This is a genomic window from Pseudomonas cichorii (genome assembly GCF_003700275.1).
GTDB classification, from domain to species: Bacteria; Pseudomonadota; Gammaproteobacteria; order Pseudomonadales; family Pseudomonadaceae; genus Aquipseudomonas; species Aquipseudomonas cichorii_B.
Map to the genome: position 1 here is coordinate 1 of NZ_RBRE01000060.1, position 20,189 is coordinate 20,189.

Consider the following 20,189-nt stretch of genomic DNA (forward strand, 5'->3'; position numbering starts at 1 on the left):
TCAGCGGTCACTTTCTGGATCTGGCCGAGCACCCGCAACAAACCTGGAATGGCCTCTGGCTGCTGACCGAAGTCCGTCACGAAGGCCGCCAGCCGCAGGTGCTCGAAGAGTCCGCCGCACCGGCGCCCTGGCAAGGCTATCGCAACAGTTTTCGGGCTACGCCGTGGGATGCGTTCTATCGCCCGCCCCTGCGCCATCCCAAGCCACGTATTCTCGGCAGCCAGACCGCGAAGGTCACCGGGCCGCAAGGTCAGGAAATCCATTGCGATGCCCATGGCCGCATCAAGGTGCAATTTCACTGGGACCGTGACGGCCAGCATGATGCTCACAGCAGCGGCTGGTTACGGGTGTCTTCCAGCTGGGCCGGCAAGCGCTATGGAGCGGTGACCTTGCCGCGAGTCGGCATGGAAGTGCTGGTGACCTTTCTGGAAGGCGATCCCGATCAGCCGCTGGTAACCGGCTGCCTTTATCACGCCGAACATATTCCGCCCTATAGCTTGCCGGAACACCGCACCCGCAGCGTCTTCAAGACCCTGAGCAGCCCCGGCGGTGCAGGCTATAACGAGCTGCGCATCGAGGACCGCAAGGATCAGGAACAGATCTTCATTCATGCCCAGCGCAACTGGGATCAGCACATCGGTCACGACCAGAAGATCCATACCGGCCATGAACGCCACGAACGGGTCGAGGCCAACAGCTACAGCGAGTTCATGGCCGAGCAACACTGCACGGTCGACGCCGACCGCAAGGTCGAGGTCAGGGCCAACGATCACCTGAGCATCGGTCAGGTTCAACACATAAAGCTGGGCGTGGCACAACTGGTCGAAGCCGGCCGGGAAATCCACCTCAAGTCCGGTGACAAGCTGGTCATCGATGCCGGCATGGAACTGACCCTCAAGGTCGGTGGCAGCTTTATCCGGCTTGATCATGGCGGCGTAGCGATCAACGGGCCGCAGGTCAGGATCAATTCCGGAGGTAATCCGGGTAGCGGAGCGACTGCATCACCCTTGCGCCCCGGCCCACCACAGCAGGCAGATGCGGACAAGCCTGGGCAATTGCTGGCCCAGCCGCAACAACTGGCATTGATGCGCAAACGGACTCCGCGTTGCGAGATGTGCGAACAATCATAGGCTGCCAAAAGGCCGGGGGCTCAGGCAGAATCTACCTATCCGAATGCACGACCCGATGCCGGGCAACGCTTGCAAGCCCCTCAGCAAGGAACACCATGATCCAGATTCGCCCCATGACGAACGACGATTTCGAGACTTTCTGGCCCACTTTTGCGGCCATCGTCAGCGCTCAGGAAACCTACGCCTATGACCCGGGCCTGACTCGGGAACAGGCTCGCGACCTGTGGATGGGCCTGCCTCTGCACACGCTGGTCGCTGAGCAAGATGGTCAGTTGTTGGGTAGTTATTACCTCAAGGCCAACGCCGCCGGCCCGGGCAAACATGTCAGCAATTGCGGCTATATGGTTGCCGAGGCCGCACGTGGGCGTGGCGTGGCGCGCCTGATGTGCGAGCACTCCCAGCAACTGGCACGTGAAAGCGGCTTTCTGGCCATGCAATTCAATTCGGTGGTGTCCACTAATGAAACAGCCGTTGCCCTGTGGACCAGGCTCGGTTTTGAAACCGTCGGACGCCTGCCACGCGCCTATCGCCATGGAAAACTGGGGTTGGTGGATTGTCTGGTGATGTTCAAGTGGCTGCTCGCCGAGCCTGAAGTTCAAGAACCTGCACAACCGAAGTTGATCGGACGCAAGAATATCGAGTCAGTGGTCTCGCGACCACGACGCCGGTAGTCAAAAGCCCAGAACAGCTATGGACGGCAGTCAGTCCTTGACTTCGTTCAGCGAAAATCTTCGTCCCTTGGTGTCCCGTACCTCTGCGCCCACAATGTAAGCGATGGTTTGCCCGTCATGGTCGACCAGACGCTGCGGGGTGCCGAGGCTCAAGGTGCCTATCTCGCCACTCCAGTCGCGGCGTGGGTCATGTTCCAGGTAGGCGTAGACCTTGCGTTCGCGGATACGCCAGACCGGATAGGCCTTGCGGGTAGAAACAACGTCATAGGTCAGGTTGGGGTTGAAGAGGAAGGCAGCGGCCATGGCAGTCTCCGTTTATTGACGTGGCTGACTGCATGTTTGAAACCACTGGGAGTGGGCAGGATAGACCAAGCATGGAGTGGCGTGCAGGCTTGCCTGACAGCCGACAGCAAAACGTGGGTGGAACGGGCTGAAAGCGCCCGTTCCACCCAACCGTTCAAGGTTTAAGGCGTACCGACATCGGGCTGCCGTTGCAGCAGTACCCGGGTCACACGCCGTTCCTCGACGCCAACGACCTTGAGTTGCCAGCCTTGCCAGGTCAGGTTGTCACCGATGACCGGCAGACGATCCAGCAGGCTCATGACCAGTCCGGCCAGCGTCTGATAATCGTCGGTTGCCCTGGCTTGAAAGCCGGTTCGCTCACGGAGCAGGCTCAGGTTCAAGGCACCCGAAACCAGGAAGTCCTCACCCTGCGGCACGATGTCCGGGCCTTCCACTTCGCTGGCATCAGGCAACTGGCCGGCGATGGACTCCAGGATATCGGTCATGCTCAGGATACCGATGAAGCCGCCGAACTCGTTGACCACGAAGGCGATGTGCGTCGACTCCTTGCGCATCTGCTCCAGCGCATTGAGGATCGTGAAGTTGTCCAGCAGGTTGATCGCCTTGCGGCTCATCAGGCGCAGGTCCAGCTCGTTACCGGCCAGGATTTCCTTCAGCAATTCCTTCTTGTGCACGAAGCCCAACGGCTCATCGATACCAGCCTCGCCGATCAGCGGCAGCCTGGAATACGAAGAGTGCATCAGCTTCATACGAACCGTTTCAGCATCGTCACCGATATCGATGTAATCGACTTCGGTACGCGGCGTCATGGCCGTACGCACAGGACGCTCGGCCAGTTGCAGGACACCGCTGATCATGATGCGCTCGCGACGGTCAAAAACCGGCTCAGTGCTTCCATCTTCGATCATCTCGATGATTTCCTCATCGACTTCACCGGTTTGCAGCTTGCGGCCGCCCAGCAGGCGCATTACCGCATGCGCAGCGCGCTCACGTCGCGGCAGATGCCCTTGAGCAGATTTCTTGCTGCGCTTGCGAGCGATCTGGTTGAACACCTCGATCAGGATCGAGAAGCCAATCGCGGCATACAGGTAACCCTTGGGAATATGGAAACCCAGGCCTTCGGCGGTCAGGCTGAAGCCGATCATCATCAGGAAGCCCAGACACAGCATGATGACTGTCGGATGGCTGTTGACGAACTTGGTCAGCGGCTTGCTGGCAACCAGCATCAGGCCGATGGAGAAGATCACGGCAATCATCATGATCGACAGGTGCTCGACCATGCCGACAGCAGTAATCACGGCATCCAGCGAGAACACAGCGTCCAGTACCACAATCTGCGCCACGATCGGCCAGAACATGGCATAAGTGGTGCTGCCGCTACGCTGGCTGACATGACCTTCCAGCCGCTCATGCAATTCCATGGTGGCCTTGAACAACAGGAACACACCACCGAACAGCATGATCAGGTCGCGTCCGGAAAAGCTGTGATCGAACACCTCGAACAGCGGTTCGGTCAACGTCACCATCCACGAGATACTGGCCAGCAGGCCAAGGCGCATGATCAAGGCCAGGGACAAACCAATCACCCGCGCCTTGTCGCGCTGCTCGGGTGGCAGTTTGTCAGCCAGGATGGCGATGAACACCAGGTTGTCGATACCCAGTACCAGTTCCAGCACGATCAGCGTAAGCAGGCCAAGCCAGGCCGTGGGGTCAGCAATCCATTCCATAGGAATCATTCAATCTCATGCAAAAAGTGGCGGGAAGGTGTCATCGGCAGAATCAAGCATGCACGCGCAGACATTGCCGAGCGATGCTCGACGAATCCGGAGGGCAAAAGGCTGACGGAGCGAACACCCTGCAAGAGAGTGAGGAGACTGCTTGAATGACGTGATCTGCTCATTGGCGAGGCGTGGGCACGCGAACAGATGGGGGGTATGGATGACGAGCGACCAGGAGGCTCCTGAGGGGTATTCATATAGTCCTGAAATTTAATGCGGGATGAGATCCTACAATATAAATAGATATTTCACCCGCGTAATAAGTATTACAAATATTGACTCAAGGCTATGAGCCATCATCCACCAGCGACACTATGTCGCACGCTCAGTCACGACCAGTTGTCTGACAAGACCACCCATGCGGTAGCCGCTGCTGTTGGTTTGTCTTAAAATGTTGCAATACCGTCAAGCGAGTGCGGAATCGAACATCGACAGCATCAGCCTGTCTTGTCGAACTCCCCGCGACGACTTGATCTGACTCATAAAAAGAAAGCCCGTCATAGACGGGCTTTCTGCGTTTTCAGCTTTTGCTTTTTAGTCCGCGCAGGCATGCGGACTGCAAAGCCAGCTCCGTTTTTTGATATTGAGGCTACTCCCCATGCTGCGGCTTGTTGTGATTCACCTGTTCCAATGGTTCAAACGCCTTTCTTCGGTCCTCGCCTCCCGCGGTTCTGAAAACACCCGCTACTCCCGCGATTTCACCCGCGAAAATGACAACGGCCGCTGGACCTTCATTTCGATCTTTATCGTGTTCACCCTGAGCCTCTATTGCATGGCCGGGCTTGGCTACTACGCCAAGGTCAATGTCTGGGACCACTTTACCGAAGAGCAGAAAGCCAGTATCGCCGAAGCCATGATTGTCAGCACACAGAACCTCTGAAACCTGACTCTTGCAACGCACCGGACGGGGAAGTGAAAACTTCCCCGTTTTGCTTTGCGTGGCTTGCCAGCTCATGGCTTTTCTGCGAGAAAGCAGCCCCGACCACCACTGGAGAGCCTGGCAATGAGCAACGAATTACAGATTACCGACCTGCAGGTCGGTGACGGCAAGCAAGTCGTCAAGGGCGCCCTGATCACGACTCATTACACCGGTATGCTGGACGACGGCACCGTCTTCGACTCTTCCCACGAACGCGGCAAGTCGTTCCAGTGCGTGATTGGCACCGGCCGGGTCATCAAGGGCTGGGACCAGGGTCTGATGGGCATGAAAGTCGGTGGCAAACGCAAGCTCTTCGTACCCGCCCATCTCGCTTATGGCGACAGGAAAATGGGGGCACATATTCAACCCGGCTCCGACCTGACCTTTGAAATTGAGCTGTTGGAAGTGCTGACCCGCGACGACTGATCCGCAACTGCCGGGAACGCGCAGCACACCGCCTATCGCCCAGGCATCCTGCGAGGTTCAAAGCCTTGCCATTTGGTGCAAGCATTCAGCTTCACGGGCGTCGCGGATAAGCGAGCAGTCGTCTTGACCCTTCTGGATCAAAAGGGAGCTCGCAATGATAGATGACAGGTTCAAAGAGCTGACAGGCATGACATGGGATCAAGCCATCGCACAGAACAACCTGCTGTTTTTTGAGGCCGACAGACTCAACGATTCAGCTTATTCACTGTTGCACGAGGACACCTTGTCCCCGGAAATATGGGCAAGCTTTCTGGTCGCCAGGAAGCAGGCCGAGGATAAATATGCCCAGGCCCGTCAGGAATGGCTGAGGATCAAGCGTATTTTGAATACGCTTGAATGCTCTTGAAGCTCGCTCGTCCCACAGCCCGGATTGAATGATGTCCGGGCTGCTGTCGCAATTCCTTCCTGAAGATCAGACAGCGACCACTCCCCGTGACGCGGATTGCTTGTTACCGTGGAAAAAGCCATGCTCTGGGCATGGAGTTCAGACTTTTATCTGACAGGAATATCTATGGCGCTCAACAAGCCGACCCAGGAGCTGAAACGGCACCTCAAGGGCACGGCATCCAACCTCGAAAACACGGCAGATGAAATTCTCAAGCTGGCCTCGGACATGAAAGATGTTGATGTGACCGCCATTCTGCAACTGGTCAATCGGCTCTACAGCGATGCCGACCAGCTCAAGGCTTATGTGGATGAGGTCAAGGCAAAAAGGATCGTGCGCACCAAGGCTCAATAAAACCCTCATCGATCTCCTGCCAGAGAACCCTCAATGCTGCCATCGACAACGGGCGTCAGCCCCCGATACCTGAACATGCAGAAATGGCGCGGCAGGGTCGGCATGGCACTGGCGGCCAGCCTTTCGATACTGGCCGGCATGACCGATGCCATTGGTTTCATGGCTACCGGCGATTTCGTTTCGTTCATGAGCGGCAATACCACGCGCCTGGCCGTTGCCATCAGCGACGGGGACCTGGGTACAACCTCACGACTGATACTGGCCATTGCCGTCTTTATTGCAGGCAATGCGCTGGGCGTCATCGTCGCCCGCCTGGGCGGCAGACGGGCATTGCCCCTACTGCTAAGTATCGCCACCTTGCTGTGCGCTGCAACGGCATGGCCGATGGCGTCGAATATTCTGGCCCTGGTCTGGGCCATTCTGGCCATGGGCATGCTCAATGCCGCGGTCGAACAGGTCAATGGCCTGCCCGTTGGCCTCACGTACGTAACCGGCGCATTGTCGCGTTTCGGTCGTGGCCTGGGGCGCTGGATGCTGGGCGAGCGTCGCGATGGCTGGCGGATTCAACTGGTTCCCTGGGCGGGCATGTTTATCGGGGCCGTCATCGGCGCCTTGCTCGAACAACGCATGGGCCTCAATGCCCTGCTGGTCAGCGGCGTACTCTCGGCCTTGCTGGGCCTGCTGTCCTTGAAAATCCCCCACCGCTGGCAGCGTCGCTACATGCCGCGCTGATCGGCATCTGCACACCGGCAAAGATCGCTGCGATTTCAGAATGCGTTTACCATACGCGCCCCTTCACTGCCGACCCTTGTCATGACCCCTGATGCGCTCGCCACCCTGCAACAGCACCTGCTCACCGCCTTGAGCTCTGTGCCCGATGAAACCCGTCGCCTGTTTCATGGCCGCGGCCGGGTATGGGCTGGGCTTGAACACATCACGGTCGACTGGATGCAAGGTGTGGTGCTGGTATCACTGTTCAAGGAACCGCTCGAAACAGAGCTGCAAGCCTTGACCCGGCAACTGCAGGAATTGACACATACCGCTCAGTGGCAACAGAGCCTGGCCCATACCCTGCTGCTACAACATCGCTATTTGCCACAAAGCAGCGTGCAATGGCTTCTGGGCGAGGTTACGGATGAATGGGTCATCACTGAAAACGATCTGCGCTACAAGATCGACTTCGGCAAGAAGCAGAACAGCGGCCTGTTTCTGGATATGCGCTATGGCCGGGAATGGGTTCGCTCTCAGGCCAAGGGCAAGCGGATACTGAATCTGTTCGCCTATACCTGTGGCTTTTCGGTCGCGGCCATCGCTGGCGGCGCAGATCATGTGGTCAATCTGGACATGGCCAAGGCAGCCCTCAATCGTGGCCGGGAAAATCATCGACTCAATGGACATGATCTGAGCCGGGTCAGCTTTCTGGGCCACGACCTGTTCAAGTCCTGGGCCAAGGTCACCCGCTCGGGGCCGTATGATCTGGTGATTATCGACCCACCGTCATTCCAGAAAGGCAGCTTCATGCTCGACAAGGATTATCAGCGGGTTCTGCGCCGTTTGCCGGAACTGCTGACCGAGGACGGAATGGTGCTGGCCTGTATGAACGATCCGGCAGTCGGCACGGACTTTCTGATCCGGCACACTGCGGTTGAAGCTCCGGGATTACGCTTTGAGCAACGCCTGGAAAATCCGCCCGAATTTCCCGATGCCAGTCTCGAGGGTGGCTTGAAAGCCCTGATATTCAAGGCTGACGGTGAGCCCCGGGCAGGATGGGCATAACAGCAGAAATGCCTTCGCGCAATGCAATAAGCGGCTGGCGCATACGCACCAGCCGCTTATTGGTCTACAGGCATCAGTTTCTACCAGCACACTCAGTGATTGCCTTGTAACTCAGTGTATTGAGGTCGCCTTGCGAGTCTTCATAAGTCATGAACTTATAGTTGATCCCGCAGTCGCCAGGTGCCGGGGTCTTGATCACTACCTTGGCAACATCCAGCTTCATTCCGTAAGCATAAGTCTGCATGACCGGAACGGGCTTCTGTGTCTTGGCCGCATACTCCTCTACCTTGGCCTGGTGCGCTTTACTGCGCTCATCACTGTCCCGCAAGTCCGTCGTACTGAAAGCATACGAAGTCAATGGCGAAACAAGTGCAAAGGCAAGAACGGACAACTTTAAAGCTTTCATCTATCGTCTCCTGTTTAATTGAAGTTCAATGTAGCAATACAATCACTCGACGAACATATGCCATCCGGCATACCCCAAATCGCTAATTGTTTCTATTTGTTTTTACTTGTAAAAATGTGATTTTCAGACCGTTACGTGATCATCAGTTCTTGCCGGCACACTCACTCAACACCTTGTAGCGCATGGTATTAAGCTCCCCATACGAGTCTTCATAAGTCATCAATTTTGAATTAACCCCACAATTCCTGGGGGCGGGAGTCTTGAAAACGACCCTGGCGATATCGAGTTTCATGCCGTAGTTGTAGTCCTGTATTTCAGGAACGGCTTTCTGTGTCCTAGCTGCATATTCTTCAACCTTGACCTGATGCGCCCTGCTCCGCTCATCGCCGCGCAGATCCGCAGAGCTGAAAGCGTACGAGGTCAGTGGCGTGACAAGAGCAAAGGCAAGAACAGACAGTTTGAGAACATTCATCTTCTGACTCCTATTTAGTGATGACTCATTGTAGCAATCAGACACTTTCCAGAACGTTGCGTGAAAATTACTATTTTGTAATCGCATCACTCTCTTTATTTAACCGCAAAATAAAAGGCTCGTGACAGTCACCCGCCACGAGCCTTTCGACAATGTATCTCTTTATTCTTCTCGACGATGCGCCCACTGATACAACGCTGGCAGCACCAGCAAGGTCAGAATCGTCGACGACAGGATTCCGCCGATCACAACGGTCGCCAGAGGCCTTTGCACCTCCGCACCGGTCCCCGTCGCCAGGGCCATCGGGATAAAGCCCAGCGAGGCAACCAAAGCAGTCATCAGCACCGGACGCAAGCGGGTCAAGGCGCCCTCATGAATGGCCTTTTCCAGGCTGAAGCCTTCTTCACGCAGGTTGCGAATAAAGGAAATCATTACCAGGCCGTTCAAGACCGCAACCCCAGACAGCGCAATGAAGCCGACGCCAGCGGAAATCGACAATGGAATATCCCTGAACCACAACGCCAGGATGCCGCCCGTCAATGCAAAGGGAATCCCGGTGAAGACCAGCAAGCCGTCCTTGAGGTTATTGAACATCATGAACAGCAACGCCAGCACCATCAGCAACGCCACTGGCACAACGATCTGCAGGCGCTGGGCCGCCGATTGCAACTGCTCGAACTGCCCGCCCCAACTGGTCCAGTAACCCGGCGGAATCGTCACCTGATCCTGTATATCCTGCCCGGCCTGCTCCACGAACGACCCTAAATCCCGGCCACGCACGTTGGAGCTGACGATCACCAGACGCTTGCCATTTTCACGGCTGATCTGGTTAGGCCCAAGGACCATATCCAGGCTGGCCACTTGCGACAACGGAATGAAACCGATCTGCGAATTGCTGCTGCCCGGGCTCGCCGGTACCGGAATCAGCAGATTCGACAGTCCGTTCAGATCGGTGCGCAGCGTGTCGGACAAACGTACCACCATGTCGAAACGGCGGTCCCCGTCATACAGCGTGCCGGCCTGACGGCCACCAACGGCAATCGCAATGGCATCCTGCACATCACCCATGTTCAAGCCATAGCGCGCGGCCTTGTCGCGATCGATATTGATCGTCAGCACCGGCAGGCCGGTAGTCTGCTCGACCTTGACCTCAGAGGCGCCACTGACTTTCTGCAATGTGGCGGCAATCTTGTTGGCGGTCTGGTTGAGGACATCCATGTCATCGCCATAGACCTTGACCGCCACATCGCTGCGCACGCCTGAAATCAGTTCGTTGAAGCGCAACTGGATCGGCTGCGACAGCTCGTAGTTACTGCCCGGCACGCTGGCTGCGGCTTCCTGCAACTCGGCAATCAATGTCTCGCGCGACTTGTTCGGATCAGGCCATTGATCGGTCGGCTTGAGCATCACGTAACTGTCGGAAATATTCGGCGGCATGGGGTCGGCGGCGATTTCCGCCGTACCGGTACGGGCGAACATCCGCTCGACTTCCGGCATGCGTTCGATAACGGCTTTTTCCAGACGCTGCTGCATGTCTACCGACTGGCTCAGGCTGGTGCCCGGCACACGCAAGGCCTGCAAGGCAAAGTCGCCTTCGCTCAGGCTCGGGATGAACTCGCTGCCCATCCGGCTGGCGGCCAGCCCCGACACGGCAATGACCGAAACCGCCATGGCAAAGGCCAGCGTCCGATGGCCCAGCACCCAGTCCAGAATCGGCGCATAGCGCTGCCGGGCGGTGCGCATCACCAGCCCTTCCTCTTCCTTGACCTTGCCGGTGACAAACATGGCAATAGCCGCCGGCACGAAGGTCACGGACAGAATCATCGCCCCCAGCAGGGCAATGACCACGGTAAAGGCCATCGGGTGGAACATCTTGCCTTCGACGCCTGTCAGGGCAAATATCGGCAAGTAAACGACCATGATGATCAATTGGCCGAAGATCAGCGGACGACGGGCCTCACGCGCTGCAGCAAACACTTCATGAAAACGCTCGGAACGGGTCAACATGCGACCATGCCGCTGCTGGGCATGAGCCAGCCTGCGAATGGCGTTTTCGACAATCACCACCGCGCCATCGACAATGATGCCGAAGTCCAGCGCGCCCAGACTCATCAGGTTGGCGCTGACCTTGTTGGCAAACATGCCGGTAAAGGTGAAGAGCATCGCCAGGGGAATCACCATGGCGGTAATCAGGGCTGCACGAATGTTACCCAGGAACAGGAACAGGACGGCGATGACCAGAATCGCGCCCTCGACCAGGTTCTTCTTGACCGTGGCAATGGCCTTTTCCACCAGATGGGTGCGATCGTAGACCGTAACCGCCACCACGCCCTTGGGCAGCGAACGGTTGATCTCGGTCAGTCTGGCGGCAACCGCCTGGGACACACTGCGGCTGTTTTCACCGATCAGCATGAAGACCGTACCCAGCACCACTTCACGACCATTCTCGGTGGCAGCACCGGAGCGCAGTTCCTTGCCGATCACCACATCGGCGACATGGCTCACCCGAATCGGCGTGCCCTGCACGTTGGCTATCACGACATTGGCAATATCCAGCTCATTGACCAGTTGCCCCGGAGCACGAATCAACAACTGCTCGCCGCCACGCTCGATATAACCCGCGCCGACGTTGGAGTTGTTGCGCTCAAGTGCTGCGATCAGGTCATTGAGTGTCAGCTTGTAGGCGGCCAGCTTCCTTGGATCCGGAGCGATCTGGTACTGCTTGGCAAAACCGCCAATGGTGTTGATCTCCGCGACACCCGGCACATTGCGCAACTGCGGCTTGATGATCCAGTCCTGAATGACCCGCAGATCGGTCGGCGTATAAGGCGTGCCATCCTCCTTCAGCGCGCCGTCTTCGGCCTCGACCGTCCAGAGAAATATTTCCCCGAGGCCGGTAGAGATAGGCCCCATCAGGGCATCGATGCCTTCGGGCAACTGCTCCTTGGCAGTCTGCAAACGCTCACTGACCAGTTGCCGGGCGAAAAACAGGTCGGTACCGTCCGCGAAAATCACCGTGACCTGCGACAGCCCCGAGCGCGACAGCGAACGGGTCTGCTTCAAGCCCGGCAAGCCAGCCATGGCGGTTTCGATGGCAAACGTGATGCGCTGCTCGGTTTCCAGCGGAGAAAAACCCGGTGCAGAGGTGTTGATCTGCACCTGGACGTTGGTGATATCCGGCACCGCGTCGATGGGCAGCTTCTGGTAGCTGGCAATTCCCAGCCCTACCATCAGCAAGACCGCCAGCATGACGACAATGCGTTGCTCTATGGCAAATTGAATCAAGCGTTCAAACATGGGAAAGCTCTCGTGCGTAGCGGATCAATGGGCATGCTCGGCCGAGCCCTTGCCCAGCTCCGACTTGAGGACGAAACTGCCGGCACTGGCGACCTGTGCGTTTACCGCCAGTCCCTTGAGCACTTCTACATAGCCACTGTCGCTGCGTCCGAGCGTGACCGGCTGGACCTGGAAACCCTGGGGCGTGCGGACAAACACAGAGGCTTTGTCTTCAACGGTCTGCACCGCCTCTTCGGGAATGCTGATCGCGACTTCGCTGGTTTGCGCCGCCACGGCAATCGAGACAAACAGGCCGGGACGCCAGGCGCCCTGAGGGTTGGCCAGTTTCACCCGTACCGTTGCAGCACGGTTCTGCTCGCCCAGCAGGTTGCCGACATAGCTCACCTCGCCCTCGACCTCGGCATTCATGTCTGGCGAACTGACCTTGACCTTGCGTCCGACCACGACCTTGTCCAGATCCTTGGGCGCTACACCGAAAGTGGCCCAGACCCGTGACAGATCGGAAAGCGTGAACACATTGCTGCTCTCACTGACGACTTCACCGAGGCCCAGATGCTTTTCCACGACCACGGAATCGAAAGGCGCAACGAGTTCATAGCGGTTGCCGCTGGCCTTGCCCGCTGCGCCCATGGCACTGACTTTCTGCCGGGCATTGGACAAAGCGATTTCTGCCTCCTGCAGCACCTGGCGAGCCTGCTGGTAATCCTGCTCGGCCGATATCTTGTCTTCCCAGAGCTTTTTCTCGCGCTGATAGGTCAGGCGGGCCAGTTCAACCCGACGCTGCGCGGCGCTGAACTCGCTGCGCTGTTCCGACACCTGCTGGCTGGCGATCACTGCCAGAACCTGGCCTTTTCTGACCTGTTGCCCCAGATCGGCTTTCACCTCCTCCACGACACCACTGACCCTTGGCACCACATGCGAGGTCCGATCCTCATCGAAACGGATTTCCCCCGGAAAGCTGATCGACGTGCCCATCTGGCGCGGTGCGGCAACAATCAGCGTTATGCCTGCGGCCTTGATCTGCGCTTCGCTCAACTCCAGCAAGCCTTCCTCATGACCTTCCTCGCCATGCTCATCCTTCTCTGCCGGTTTGCCCTTCGGCTCGTCTGCATGATCGTCGTCTGCATGCCCCTCCTCTTCATGGCCATGTCCGTCGCCATGCGCCGACTCTTTTTCATCGTCATGAGCATGTTCCGAAGAAGCATTGGAAAAGGACTGGCCGCCACCCAGGGTCAGACTGCCCAGGCCAATGAGAACCACCACTGCTGTCGCAGCAGCAATGTTGCGTTTGTTATTCATGAATACTCCTGACGGGCCATTGCGGGGTCTACGCCCCTGTCGCTGGCCTGCATCGCTGGCTATTGAAGTTGAGTAATGAGACGGCCCGAGTCGCCGTAGATGCGTTCGATGACAACCCGTGCATCAACAGCACGAGCCAACGATTCAAGGTATTGGCTGCGCGCAGCGATCAAGGTGCGCTGCGCATCGAGGACTTCGAGAAATCCGAACTTGCCCATCTCGAATCCGCGGGTTGCGGTATCGACGGCCTGTTGTGCGGCAGGCAGGATCACCTGAGTGAAGGTCTCGGCTTCCTGGCTTGCGGTGCTCCATTGATCGAGCGCCACCTGGGTCTGGGTGCGCAGTTTCAACTCCACGGCATTGCGCAGGTCACGAGACTGATCGGCACGCCGCGCCGCAGCCAGGACATTGCCCTGGTTGCGGTCGAACAAGGGAATCGGCACGGAAAAGCCGACCACATTGACCCGTTCACGATCCTCACGGCTGTATTGGCTACCCAAGCTGACGGTGAGGTCGGGAATCCGTTGCGCCTTCTGGGAGCCCAGTTGCGCATCGCCCAGGGCTATACGGGTTTCGGCCAGACGCAACTCGGCAGTCTGCTTGAGCGCATTCAACAGGGTTGGGGCGTGAGGCGCATTGCCCGGAGACAGATTCGAGGATTGCAGACTCTCGAAAGCCGACTCCGGCTGCCCCATGACCTGCGACAGCTCGCGCCAGGCAGTGGATTTGGCGATTTGTGCCTGACGTACCTGCAACCGGGTTTCTGCCAGTTGCACCTGAGCGCGAGTGGCTTCCACCGGCGACGATTTGCCAGCGCGAATCCGCCCCTCGGCAACCTGGAGACCGCGTTCGGCCAGAGCCCTGGACTCCAGCGCAAGATCCAGCCCGGCCTGGGCCCGCGATGCAGCAAAAAAAGCCTGGACCACCTCTCCGCGCAATGCATTGCCGCGTTGTTCCAGCTCAAGTGCAGCGACATCCTGGGCGCGGCTGGCAACATCGATGCGCGCCCCCCGCTTGCCGCCCAGCTCCAGAGCCTGGCTGATGGCGATGGTCGTGGTGCTGGTCGACTTGCGGGTATCTTCCATCTCCCATGACAACTCGGGGTTGGGCATCAGCCCTGCCTGCTGTCTTTCGCCCTGGGCAATGTCGATTTCCTGGCGAGCGGCAGCCAGATCCGGGTTCATCGCGAAGGCTGTGTCCAGCGCATCGGACAGACTGATACTGCGGGCCTGTGCGGCCATCGCAGCCTGGCTGAAAACCGCCAGCAACATTACACAGGCAAGGCCCGTTTTCATTCTGCCGGGCCTGTTGCCCGGTGGACTGCTCAAGATTCGATACCCGCGCACGTTGTACTTCCCCGGTTGCATAAATCAACGCCCGATCGGGCGATAGCATCGGCCAGCAAGTGCTGCCGAGATTGACGCAGGGACTTTAGGCAATGGCAGTTATCAGCGGGGTTGCTGGAAAATTACAATTTTGTTATCTGCAAAAAGCGCGCAGCTTTGGCCTTAGAGTAAGCGACCAAATCAGATTGACCCTGTAGTGGCTAAAGACTTCACAATCTCCCGCACGCCAGCGTCTGCACTGAACAACCTGTTCCCGAACAGGCGTCCCGATCCAGGGATCCATTCATTCACTGCTTTATTCATACAGGATATTCAGACATGCGAATCCTTGTGGTCGAGGACGAGCCGAAAACTGCCGAATACATGCATCAGGGTCTGACCGAAAGCGGTTATATCGTCGATGTCGCCACGACCGGAATCGATGGCCTGTGCCTGGCACAACAACAGATCTATGACGTGGTCATTCTGGACATCAACCTGCCGGGCATGGATGGCTGGGATGTTCTGGCACAACTGCGTAAAACCAGTAATACCCGGGTCATGATCGTGACCGCCCGCAGCCGTCTCGATGAAAAGATCAAAGGTCTGGAATCGGGCGCGGACGACTATCTGGTCAAGCCCTTCGAGTTCCCGGAATTGCTGGCCAGAATCCGTACCCTGATGCGCCGCAGCGAGCAGGCGAATGTTCCGCAGGTGCTGCAAGTCGCAGACCTGGAGCTCGATCAGGGCCGGCATCGGGCGTTTCGCGGCAAGCAGCGCATCGACCTGACCACCAAGGAATTCGCCCTGCTGCATTTGCTGATGCGTCACAGCGGCGAGGTTCTGTCGCGGACCCAGATCATTTCCCTGGTGTGGGACATGAATTTCGATTGCGATACCAATGTGGTGGAAGTGTCCATTCGCCGCCTGCGCGCCAAGATCGACGATCCCTTCGATAACAAGCTGATTCATACGCTGCGCGGCGTGGGTTATGTGCTGGAGTCCCGCGAATGAAGCCCACGCGGCTGTCCATGCAGTTGGGACTGACCGTCAGCCTGATGAGCGCCATTCTGGTTATCGTGATGGTCACGCTGGCCTCGCTGGCCATCTCGCGGCAACTGGACCTGCGCGCCAGCAACAGCCTCGAAGAGAAACTCAAGCAGATCGAGCACAGCCTGGCCGAAACGGCCAGCAGCGCCGATATCATGCTCAACCCGCACAACCTGCGCGACCAGATCCTGGGCCACGATGACTTCAGCCTGGCAATCATCGATCCGGACGAGCCGAAACACGTGCTGTTCAGCATGGGCAGTGCCAGCGCCGAACAGATTCTGGCCATCAATGCGCAAAGCTCAAGCAGCAGCAAGGTACTGGTTGCTTCGCGGTTGATGCAGTTGCGCGACAAGCAGAGCGTCAGCGTCCTGCTGTCTCTTGATCGACAAAGTGATATTGCCTTGCTCGAGGCCTATATGACCTCGGCCCTGATCGCCCTGCCATTGATTCTGCTGCTGGCAGGCGCTGTCGCCTGGTGGGTGGTGCATCGTGGGCTCAAGCCGTTGCGGGCTTTTCGCAAGGTGGCCGAAATGATCTCGGCCCGTGACCTGACCCATCGGGTAAAAACCAGTGACCTGCCCGACGAACTGAGCAATCTGGGCCATGCCATCAATTTCATGCTGCACCGCCTGGACAGCGACGTTCAGCAGTTGACGCAATTCTCCGATGACCTGGCCCACGAGTTGCGCTCGCCCATGAACAACCTGATGGGCAAGGCTCAGGTCACGCTTTCCCGGGAAAGGCCGCCAGGCGAATACAAGCAGGTTCTTGAATCCTGTACCGAGGAGCTGGAACGTCTGTCGAGGATGGTTTCGCAGATGCTGTTCCTGGCCAGCGTCAGCCAGCCCTTGGCACCCATAGCATTTACCCGGATCGACCTGGATGAAGAAGTCGCCAAGGTGGCTGAACTGTTCGCCTTGTCAGCCGAAGAAAAAGCCATTTCCCTGCACGTTAGCGGGCGCGCGCAGGTCAATGGAGAACGGCTGATGATCCAGCGCGCCATCTCCAACCTGCTCTCCAACGCCATACGACACAGTCCCGAGCACAGTACGATCCATATCAGCCTGGAGCAGCACAAGGACCAGGTTTCACTCAAGGTCGGCAATCGGGGTGAAGGCATCGAGGCCGAACACCTGCCACGCCTGTTCGACCGCTTCTACAGAGTGCATGCCAGCCGTTCGCGGCATCAGGGCGGCACTGGCCTGGGGCTGGCAATCGTGCGTTCGATCATGAGCCTGCATGAAGGACATGTCGCGGTCGAAAGCACACCGGGGACTTATACCTGTTTCAGCATGGTGTTTCCTGCAACAGGCCAGATCAAAGTTTAATAATTGACGGCATATTAATGACGCTACATTAAAAAACTTTCACTTCAAGGAATGCAACTTTATAACCCTCCATAACGACAGACAGTTAGACCTTTAACTGTCTGCGCCCCTCTTTACGTCTGATTTGAATAAAACTTGAATTAATAGATTCAATTGATCGTGCAATTTTGAAATAAAAGTTTTCTGCACCGACTATGTTTTTTTCACATTTAAGCACCTAGAGTGATATCACGTTGCCACGAGATTGAGGGCTGGCCACTGCTGTAACAGAGCGGCCAAAGAGGATCCAAAAATGAAAATAAGAAATATCCGACTGAATATGCGTGCCTTCCTCAGTTTCGGCATTATTTGCCTGCTGCTTATAGGCCTGGGAGGCACTGTCCTGTACAAAATGGATAGCCTGCATGATTCCGTGCGCAAATTGCAGACTGACCTGCTGCCCAGCGTCAGACAGGCCGCCAAGATCGAGACGGCAGGCCTGCTCTACCGCCTTGATGCACGGCGTTTCGTGATGGATGAAGACCGGCAGAGCAGTGCTTCCCTGGACAAGTTGAAAGGTCTGAAGAACTCTCTTCTTCAGACAACTGACAACTATGCAGTCATGGTATCCAGCGATACTGAAGAACAGGCCTATCGTCAGGTCAAGACCAATGTACAAGCCTACATTGGCAAGATCGACGAGTTGATGGAACTCAGCAAGACCAAGTCGAACAATGAGCTGTTCGTGTTTATCCGCGACACCAGCAGTCCACAGGCCAAGGCCTTGCAATCCTCCATAGATGCCTTGATAGAGGTCAATGTCAAAGGTTCGGAGGAGTCAGGCGCAGTTGCCAACAAAAACTATGAGAACGGTGTGACACTCTCGCTGATGTTTATTGTGATTGCCGTTATCGTGACCATCCTGGTAGCAACCATCTTTACCCGCAGCATCGCTCGCCCGGTAAAGGCACTGCTGGAAACTACCCGGCGCATCGCCGAAGGTGATTTACGCACCACAGTGGAAATTAGCGGTGCGGATGAACTGACCGAGCTGCAGAATGCCACGGCAACCATGCTCACCAGTCTGAAAAACACCATTCAGCACATCTCTGACTCTTCCGGGCTGCTGGCTTCAGCGGCAGAGGAAATGAGTTCCATCACCCAGGAATCGACCTCCGGCATCCAGCGCCAGTCGATGGAAACCGAACAGGCTGCCACAGCCGTCAACGAGATGACTGCCGCTATTGAAGAGGTCGCCCGCAATGCGGTGTCAGCATCCGAATCCACCCAGGCTTCGGAGCGTTCGGCCAAGACCGGCCAGGAATGCGTCAGCAAGACCATCAACGCCCTGGAAAAACTCAGTTCCACTGTCGACCGCACCAGCACCGAAGTCGAAGGGCTGGCCAATCAGGCCCAGAACATCACCAAGGTACTGGACGTGATCCGCGCCATTGCCGAGCAGACCAACCTCCTCGCTCTCAACGCAGCCATCGAGGCCGCTCGCGCCGGTGAACAGGGCCGAGGCTTCGCGGTGGTTGCCGATGAAGTTCGGGCACTGGCGCATCGCACCCAGTCCTCGACCCAGGAAATCGAACAGATGATTCAGGGCATCCAGAAGGATTCGACCCTGGCCGTGCAATCCATGAAACAAAGCAGCGAAGAAGCCGATGCTACCTTGCTGATCGCCCAGGAATCCGGGGTCGCGATTCAGGAAATAACCTCGGCCATTTCCCAGATCAACGAACGCAACCTGCTGATCGCCACGGCGTCGGAGGAACAGGCTCATGTAGCGCGCTCCGTCGATCAGAACCTGATCAGCATCAAGGACCTGTCGGTGCAAAGCTCTTCGGCTGCCGGACAGACTTCAAGTGCCAGCCATGAGCTTTCCCGGCTGGCTGTCGATCTGAACCGACTGGTATCGCGGTTCTCCGTCTAACGAACACGTCTGAACAATCCAGGGATGAATGTTCTGCTGATTCACGATCAAGCCAAAGCAGGTATTTATCGTGCTCAAACACATTCCCGTCACCGAACTGCGCCTCGGCATGTATGTACACGAACTGTGCGACTTGCGTGCCGACCACTCCTTCTGGACCAGCAGCTTTCTGCTCAAGCATGAAAGCGACCTGCAACGCATCCGCAGCTCCAGCATCACCCGACTCTGGATCGATGGCAGCCGGGGCCTGGATATCCAGCCCGCCAATACTCCCGCTATAACCTTCCGTCCCGGGCAGTCCTGCGCCCTGGCCGAAGAAATCGGCTACGCCAGAGAACTCTGCATCCGCTCCAGGGCCGCAGTGGCGAGGATCTTCAGCGATGTGCGCATGGGCCGGATCGCAGAACTGGAAGACATGGGCGACCTGATCGACGATATTTCGGACTCGCTGGCCCGCCACCCCGATGCATTGCTCAGCCTCGCACGGCTGAAAACCGCGGATGAGTACACCTACATGCACTCAGTTGCCGTGGGCGGCCTGATGATTGCCCTCGCCCGCCAACTGGCCTTGCCCGAAAGCCTGGTCAAGGAAGCCGGTCTGGCCGGTCTGCTGCATGATGTCGGCAAACTGGCGATACCGGCCAACATCCTCAACAAACCCGGCAAACTCAGCGACGAAGAGTTCGCCATCGTGCGCAGGCATCCAGCAATCGGCTGCGAGTTGCTGGGCGAAAGCAGACATTTCAGTCCACGGGTGCTGGATGTCTGCCTGCACCATCACGAACGCTTCGATGGCAGCGGCTATCCGGATCGACTCGCCGGCTCGCAGATCAGCCTGTTTGCGCGCATGGGCGCCATCTGCGATGTCTACGACGCCATCACGTCCGACCGGCCGTACAAGGCCTGCTGGAGCCCGGCAGAATCGATCAGCAGAATGGCCGAATGGACCGGGCATTTCGACGAAAAGATATTCCAGGCCTTCGTCAAATGTGTCGGCATCTACCCCGTGGGTTCGCTGGTACGTCTGGAAAGCGGCAATCTGGGGATCGTGATGGAGCAGAACAAGGGCTCGCTGCTGACCCCCAAGGTCAAGGTGTTCTATTCGGCACTCTGCAAGATGCCCATCGCCCATACATTGATAGACCTTTCCTGCCCGGACAATCAGGACCGGATCCTCAACCGCGAATGCGCGAAGAACTGGGGATTCAAGGACCTGGATCATCTGTGGACCGGTCTGCCGGAAAGCGTGGCGCACTGAAACCGATTGTTTCGCAAATGAGTTCATTCGCGAA

The 20,189-nt window shown here is 57.4% G+C and carries 19 protein-coding genes; 12 read left to right on the forward strand and 7 right to left on the reverse strand.

Annotation, left to right across the window (positions count from 1 at the left end; all coding sequences use genetic code 11):
• Together tssI and ALQ04_RS16475 are read left to right on the forward strand one after the other, a co-directional pair.
• The coding region (tssI, locus tag ALQ04_RS16470; protein ID WP_122316822.1) for a type VI secretion system tip protein TssI/VgrG at nt 1-1,130 on the forward strand (1,130 nt) is incomplete at its 5' end.
• 95 nt (nt 1,131-1,225) lie between these two features.
• Complete coding sequence (locus ALQ04_RS16475; protein ID WP_122316823.1) at nt 1,226-1,801, forward strand: GNAT family N-acetyltransferase; 576 nt, start codon at nt 1,226-1,228, stop codon at nt 1,799-1,801.
• Nucleotides 1,802-1,831: 30 nt separating this feature from the next.
• On the opposite strand, the gene ALQ04_RS16480 is transcribed toward ALQ04_RS16475, so the two are convergent.
• A complete protein-coding gene (locus tag ALQ04_RS16480; protein ID WP_122316824.1) occupies nt 1,832-2,104 on the reverse strand; it encodes a hypothetical protein in 273 nt (90 codons plus the stop codon).
• A gap of 161 nt (nt 2,105-2,265) precedes the next feature.
• Complete coding sequence (locus ALQ04_RS16485; RefSeq protein WP_122316825.1) at nt 2,266-3,831, reverse strand: TerC family protein; 1,566 nt, start codon at nt 3,829-3,831, stop codon at nt 2,266-2,268.
• Between the two features lie 649 nt (nt 3,832-4,480).
• Between ALQ04_RS16485 and ALQ04_RS16490 the strand changes: the two genes are divergently transcribed.
• The 6 genes from ALQ04_RS16490 to ALQ04_RS16515 all read left to right on the forward strand — a co-directional run bounded on the left by ALQ04_RS16490 (nt 4,481) and on the right by ALQ04_RS16515 (nt 7,802).
• Complete coding sequence (locus ALQ04_RS16490) at nt 4,481-4,762, forward strand: hypothetical protein (RefSeq protein WP_122316826.1); 282 nt, start codon at nt 4,481-4,483, stop codon at nt 4,760-4,762.
• Nucleotides 4,763-4,885: 123 nt separating this feature from the next.
• The gene (locus tag ALQ04_RS16495; RefSeq protein WP_122316827.1) at nt 4,886-5,227 is read left to right on the forward strand and encodes an FKBP-type peptidyl-prolyl cis-trans isomerase; all 342 of its coding nucleotides are present in this window, start codon (nt 4,886-4,888) and stop codon (nt 5,225-5,227) included.
• 187 nt (nt 5,228-5,414) lie between these two features.
• Complete coding sequence (locus ALQ04_RS16500; protein ID WP_122316906.1) at nt 5,415-5,633, forward strand: hypothetical protein; 219 nt, start codon at nt 5,415-5,417, stop codon at nt 5,631-5,633.
• 165 nt (nt 5,634-5,798) lie between these two features.
• On the forward strand, nt 5,799-6,026 hold the full coding sequence (locus ALQ04_RS16505) for a hypothetical protein (RefSeq protein ID WP_122316828.1): 228 nt from the start codon (nt 5,799-5,801) through the stop codon (nt 6,024-6,026).
• A 33-nt stretch (nt 6,027-6,059) separates the two neighbouring features.
• Nucleotides 6,060-6,758 carry a YoaK family protein gene (locus tag ALQ04_RS16510; protein WP_122316829.1) on the forward strand — a complete coding sequence of 233 codons (699 nt, stop codon included), beginning with the start codon at nt 6,060-6,062 and terminating at the stop codon, nt 6,756-6,758.
• Between the two features lie 81 nt (nt 6,759-6,839).
• Nucleotides 6,840-7,802 carry a class I SAM-dependent methyltransferase gene (locus ALQ04_RS16515; RefSeq protein WP_122316830.1) on the forward strand — a complete coding sequence of 321 codons (963 nt, stop codon included), beginning with the start codon at nt 6,840-6,842 and terminating at the stop codon, nt 7,800-7,802.
• 73 nt (nt 7,803-7,875) lie between these two features.
• On the opposite strand, the gene ALQ04_RS16520 is transcribed toward ALQ04_RS16515, so the two are convergent.
• The 5 genes from ALQ04_RS16520 to ALQ04_RS16540 form a co-directional block, all read right to left on the reverse strand.
• Entirely contained in the window at nt 7,876-8,208 is a 333-nt protein-coding gene (locus ALQ04_RS16520) for a DUF2790 domain-containing protein (protein ID WP_122316831.1), read from the reverse strand.
• A 142-nt stretch (nt 8,209-8,350) separates the two neighbouring features.
• Complete coding sequence (locus ALQ04_RS16525; protein ID WP_183142201.1) at nt 8,351-8,680, reverse strand: DUF2790 domain-containing protein; 330 nt, start codon at nt 8,678-8,680, stop codon at nt 8,351-8,353.
• A 162-nt stretch (nt 8,681-8,842) separates the two neighbouring features.
• A complete protein-coding gene (locus ALQ04_RS16530; RefSeq protein WP_122316833.1) occupies nt 8,843-11,977 on the reverse strand; it encodes a CusA/CzcA family heavy metal efflux RND transporter in 3,135 nt (1,044 codons plus the stop codon).
• 24 nt (nt 11,978-12,001) lie between these two features.
• Nucleotides 12,002-13,276, reverse strand: coding sequence for an efflux RND transporter periplasmic adaptor subunit (locus ALQ04_RS16535; protein WP_122316834.1), 1,275 nt, complete (start codon nt 13,274-13,276; stop codon nt 12,002-12,004).
• A 59-nt stretch (nt 13,277-13,335) separates the two neighbouring features.
• Nucleotides 13,336-14,571 (reverse strand): TolC family protein, encoded by a 1,236-nt coding sequence (locus ALQ04_RS16540; RefSeq protein WP_122316835.1) that lies wholly within the window; start codon nt 14,569-14,571, stop codon nt 13,336-13,338.
• Nucleotides 14,572-14,940: 369 nt separating this feature from the next.
• On the opposite strand from ALQ04_RS16540, the gene ALQ04_RS16545 reads away from it, so the two are divergent.
• The 4 genes from ALQ04_RS16545 (at nt 14,941) to ALQ04_RS16560 (ending at nt 20,155) form a co-directional block, all read left to right on the forward strand.
• Nucleotides 14,941-15,615, forward strand: a complete 675-nt coding sequence (locus ALQ04_RS16545; protein ID WP_122316836.1) for a heavy metal response regulator transcription factor — start codon at nt 14,941-14,943, stop codon at nt 15,613-15,615.
• Nucleotides 15,612-16,982 (forward strand): heavy metal sensor histidine kinase, encoded by a 1,371-nt coding sequence (locus ALQ04_RS16550; RefSeq protein ID WP_122316837.1) that lies wholly within the window; start codon nt 15,612-15,614, stop codon nt 16,980-16,982. Before ALQ04_RS16545 ends, ALQ04_RS16550 begins: the two co-directional genes overlap by 4 nt.
• A gap of 292 nt (nt 16,983-17,274) precedes the next feature.
• Nucleotides 17,275-18,897 carry a methyl-accepting chemotaxis protein gene (locus ALQ04_RS16555; protein WP_122316838.1) on the forward strand — a complete coding sequence of 541 codons (1,623 nt, stop codon included), beginning with the start codon at nt 17,275-17,277 and terminating at the stop codon, nt 18,895-18,897.
• A 70-nt stretch (nt 18,898-18,967) separates the two neighbouring features.
• Nucleotides 18,968-20,155, forward strand: a complete 1,188-nt coding sequence (locus tag ALQ04_RS16560; RefSeq protein WP_122316839.1) for an HD-GYP domain-containing protein — start codon at nt 18,968-18,970, stop codon at nt 20,153-20,155.
• The last annotated feature ends 34 nt before the right edge of the window (nt 20,156-20,189 follow it).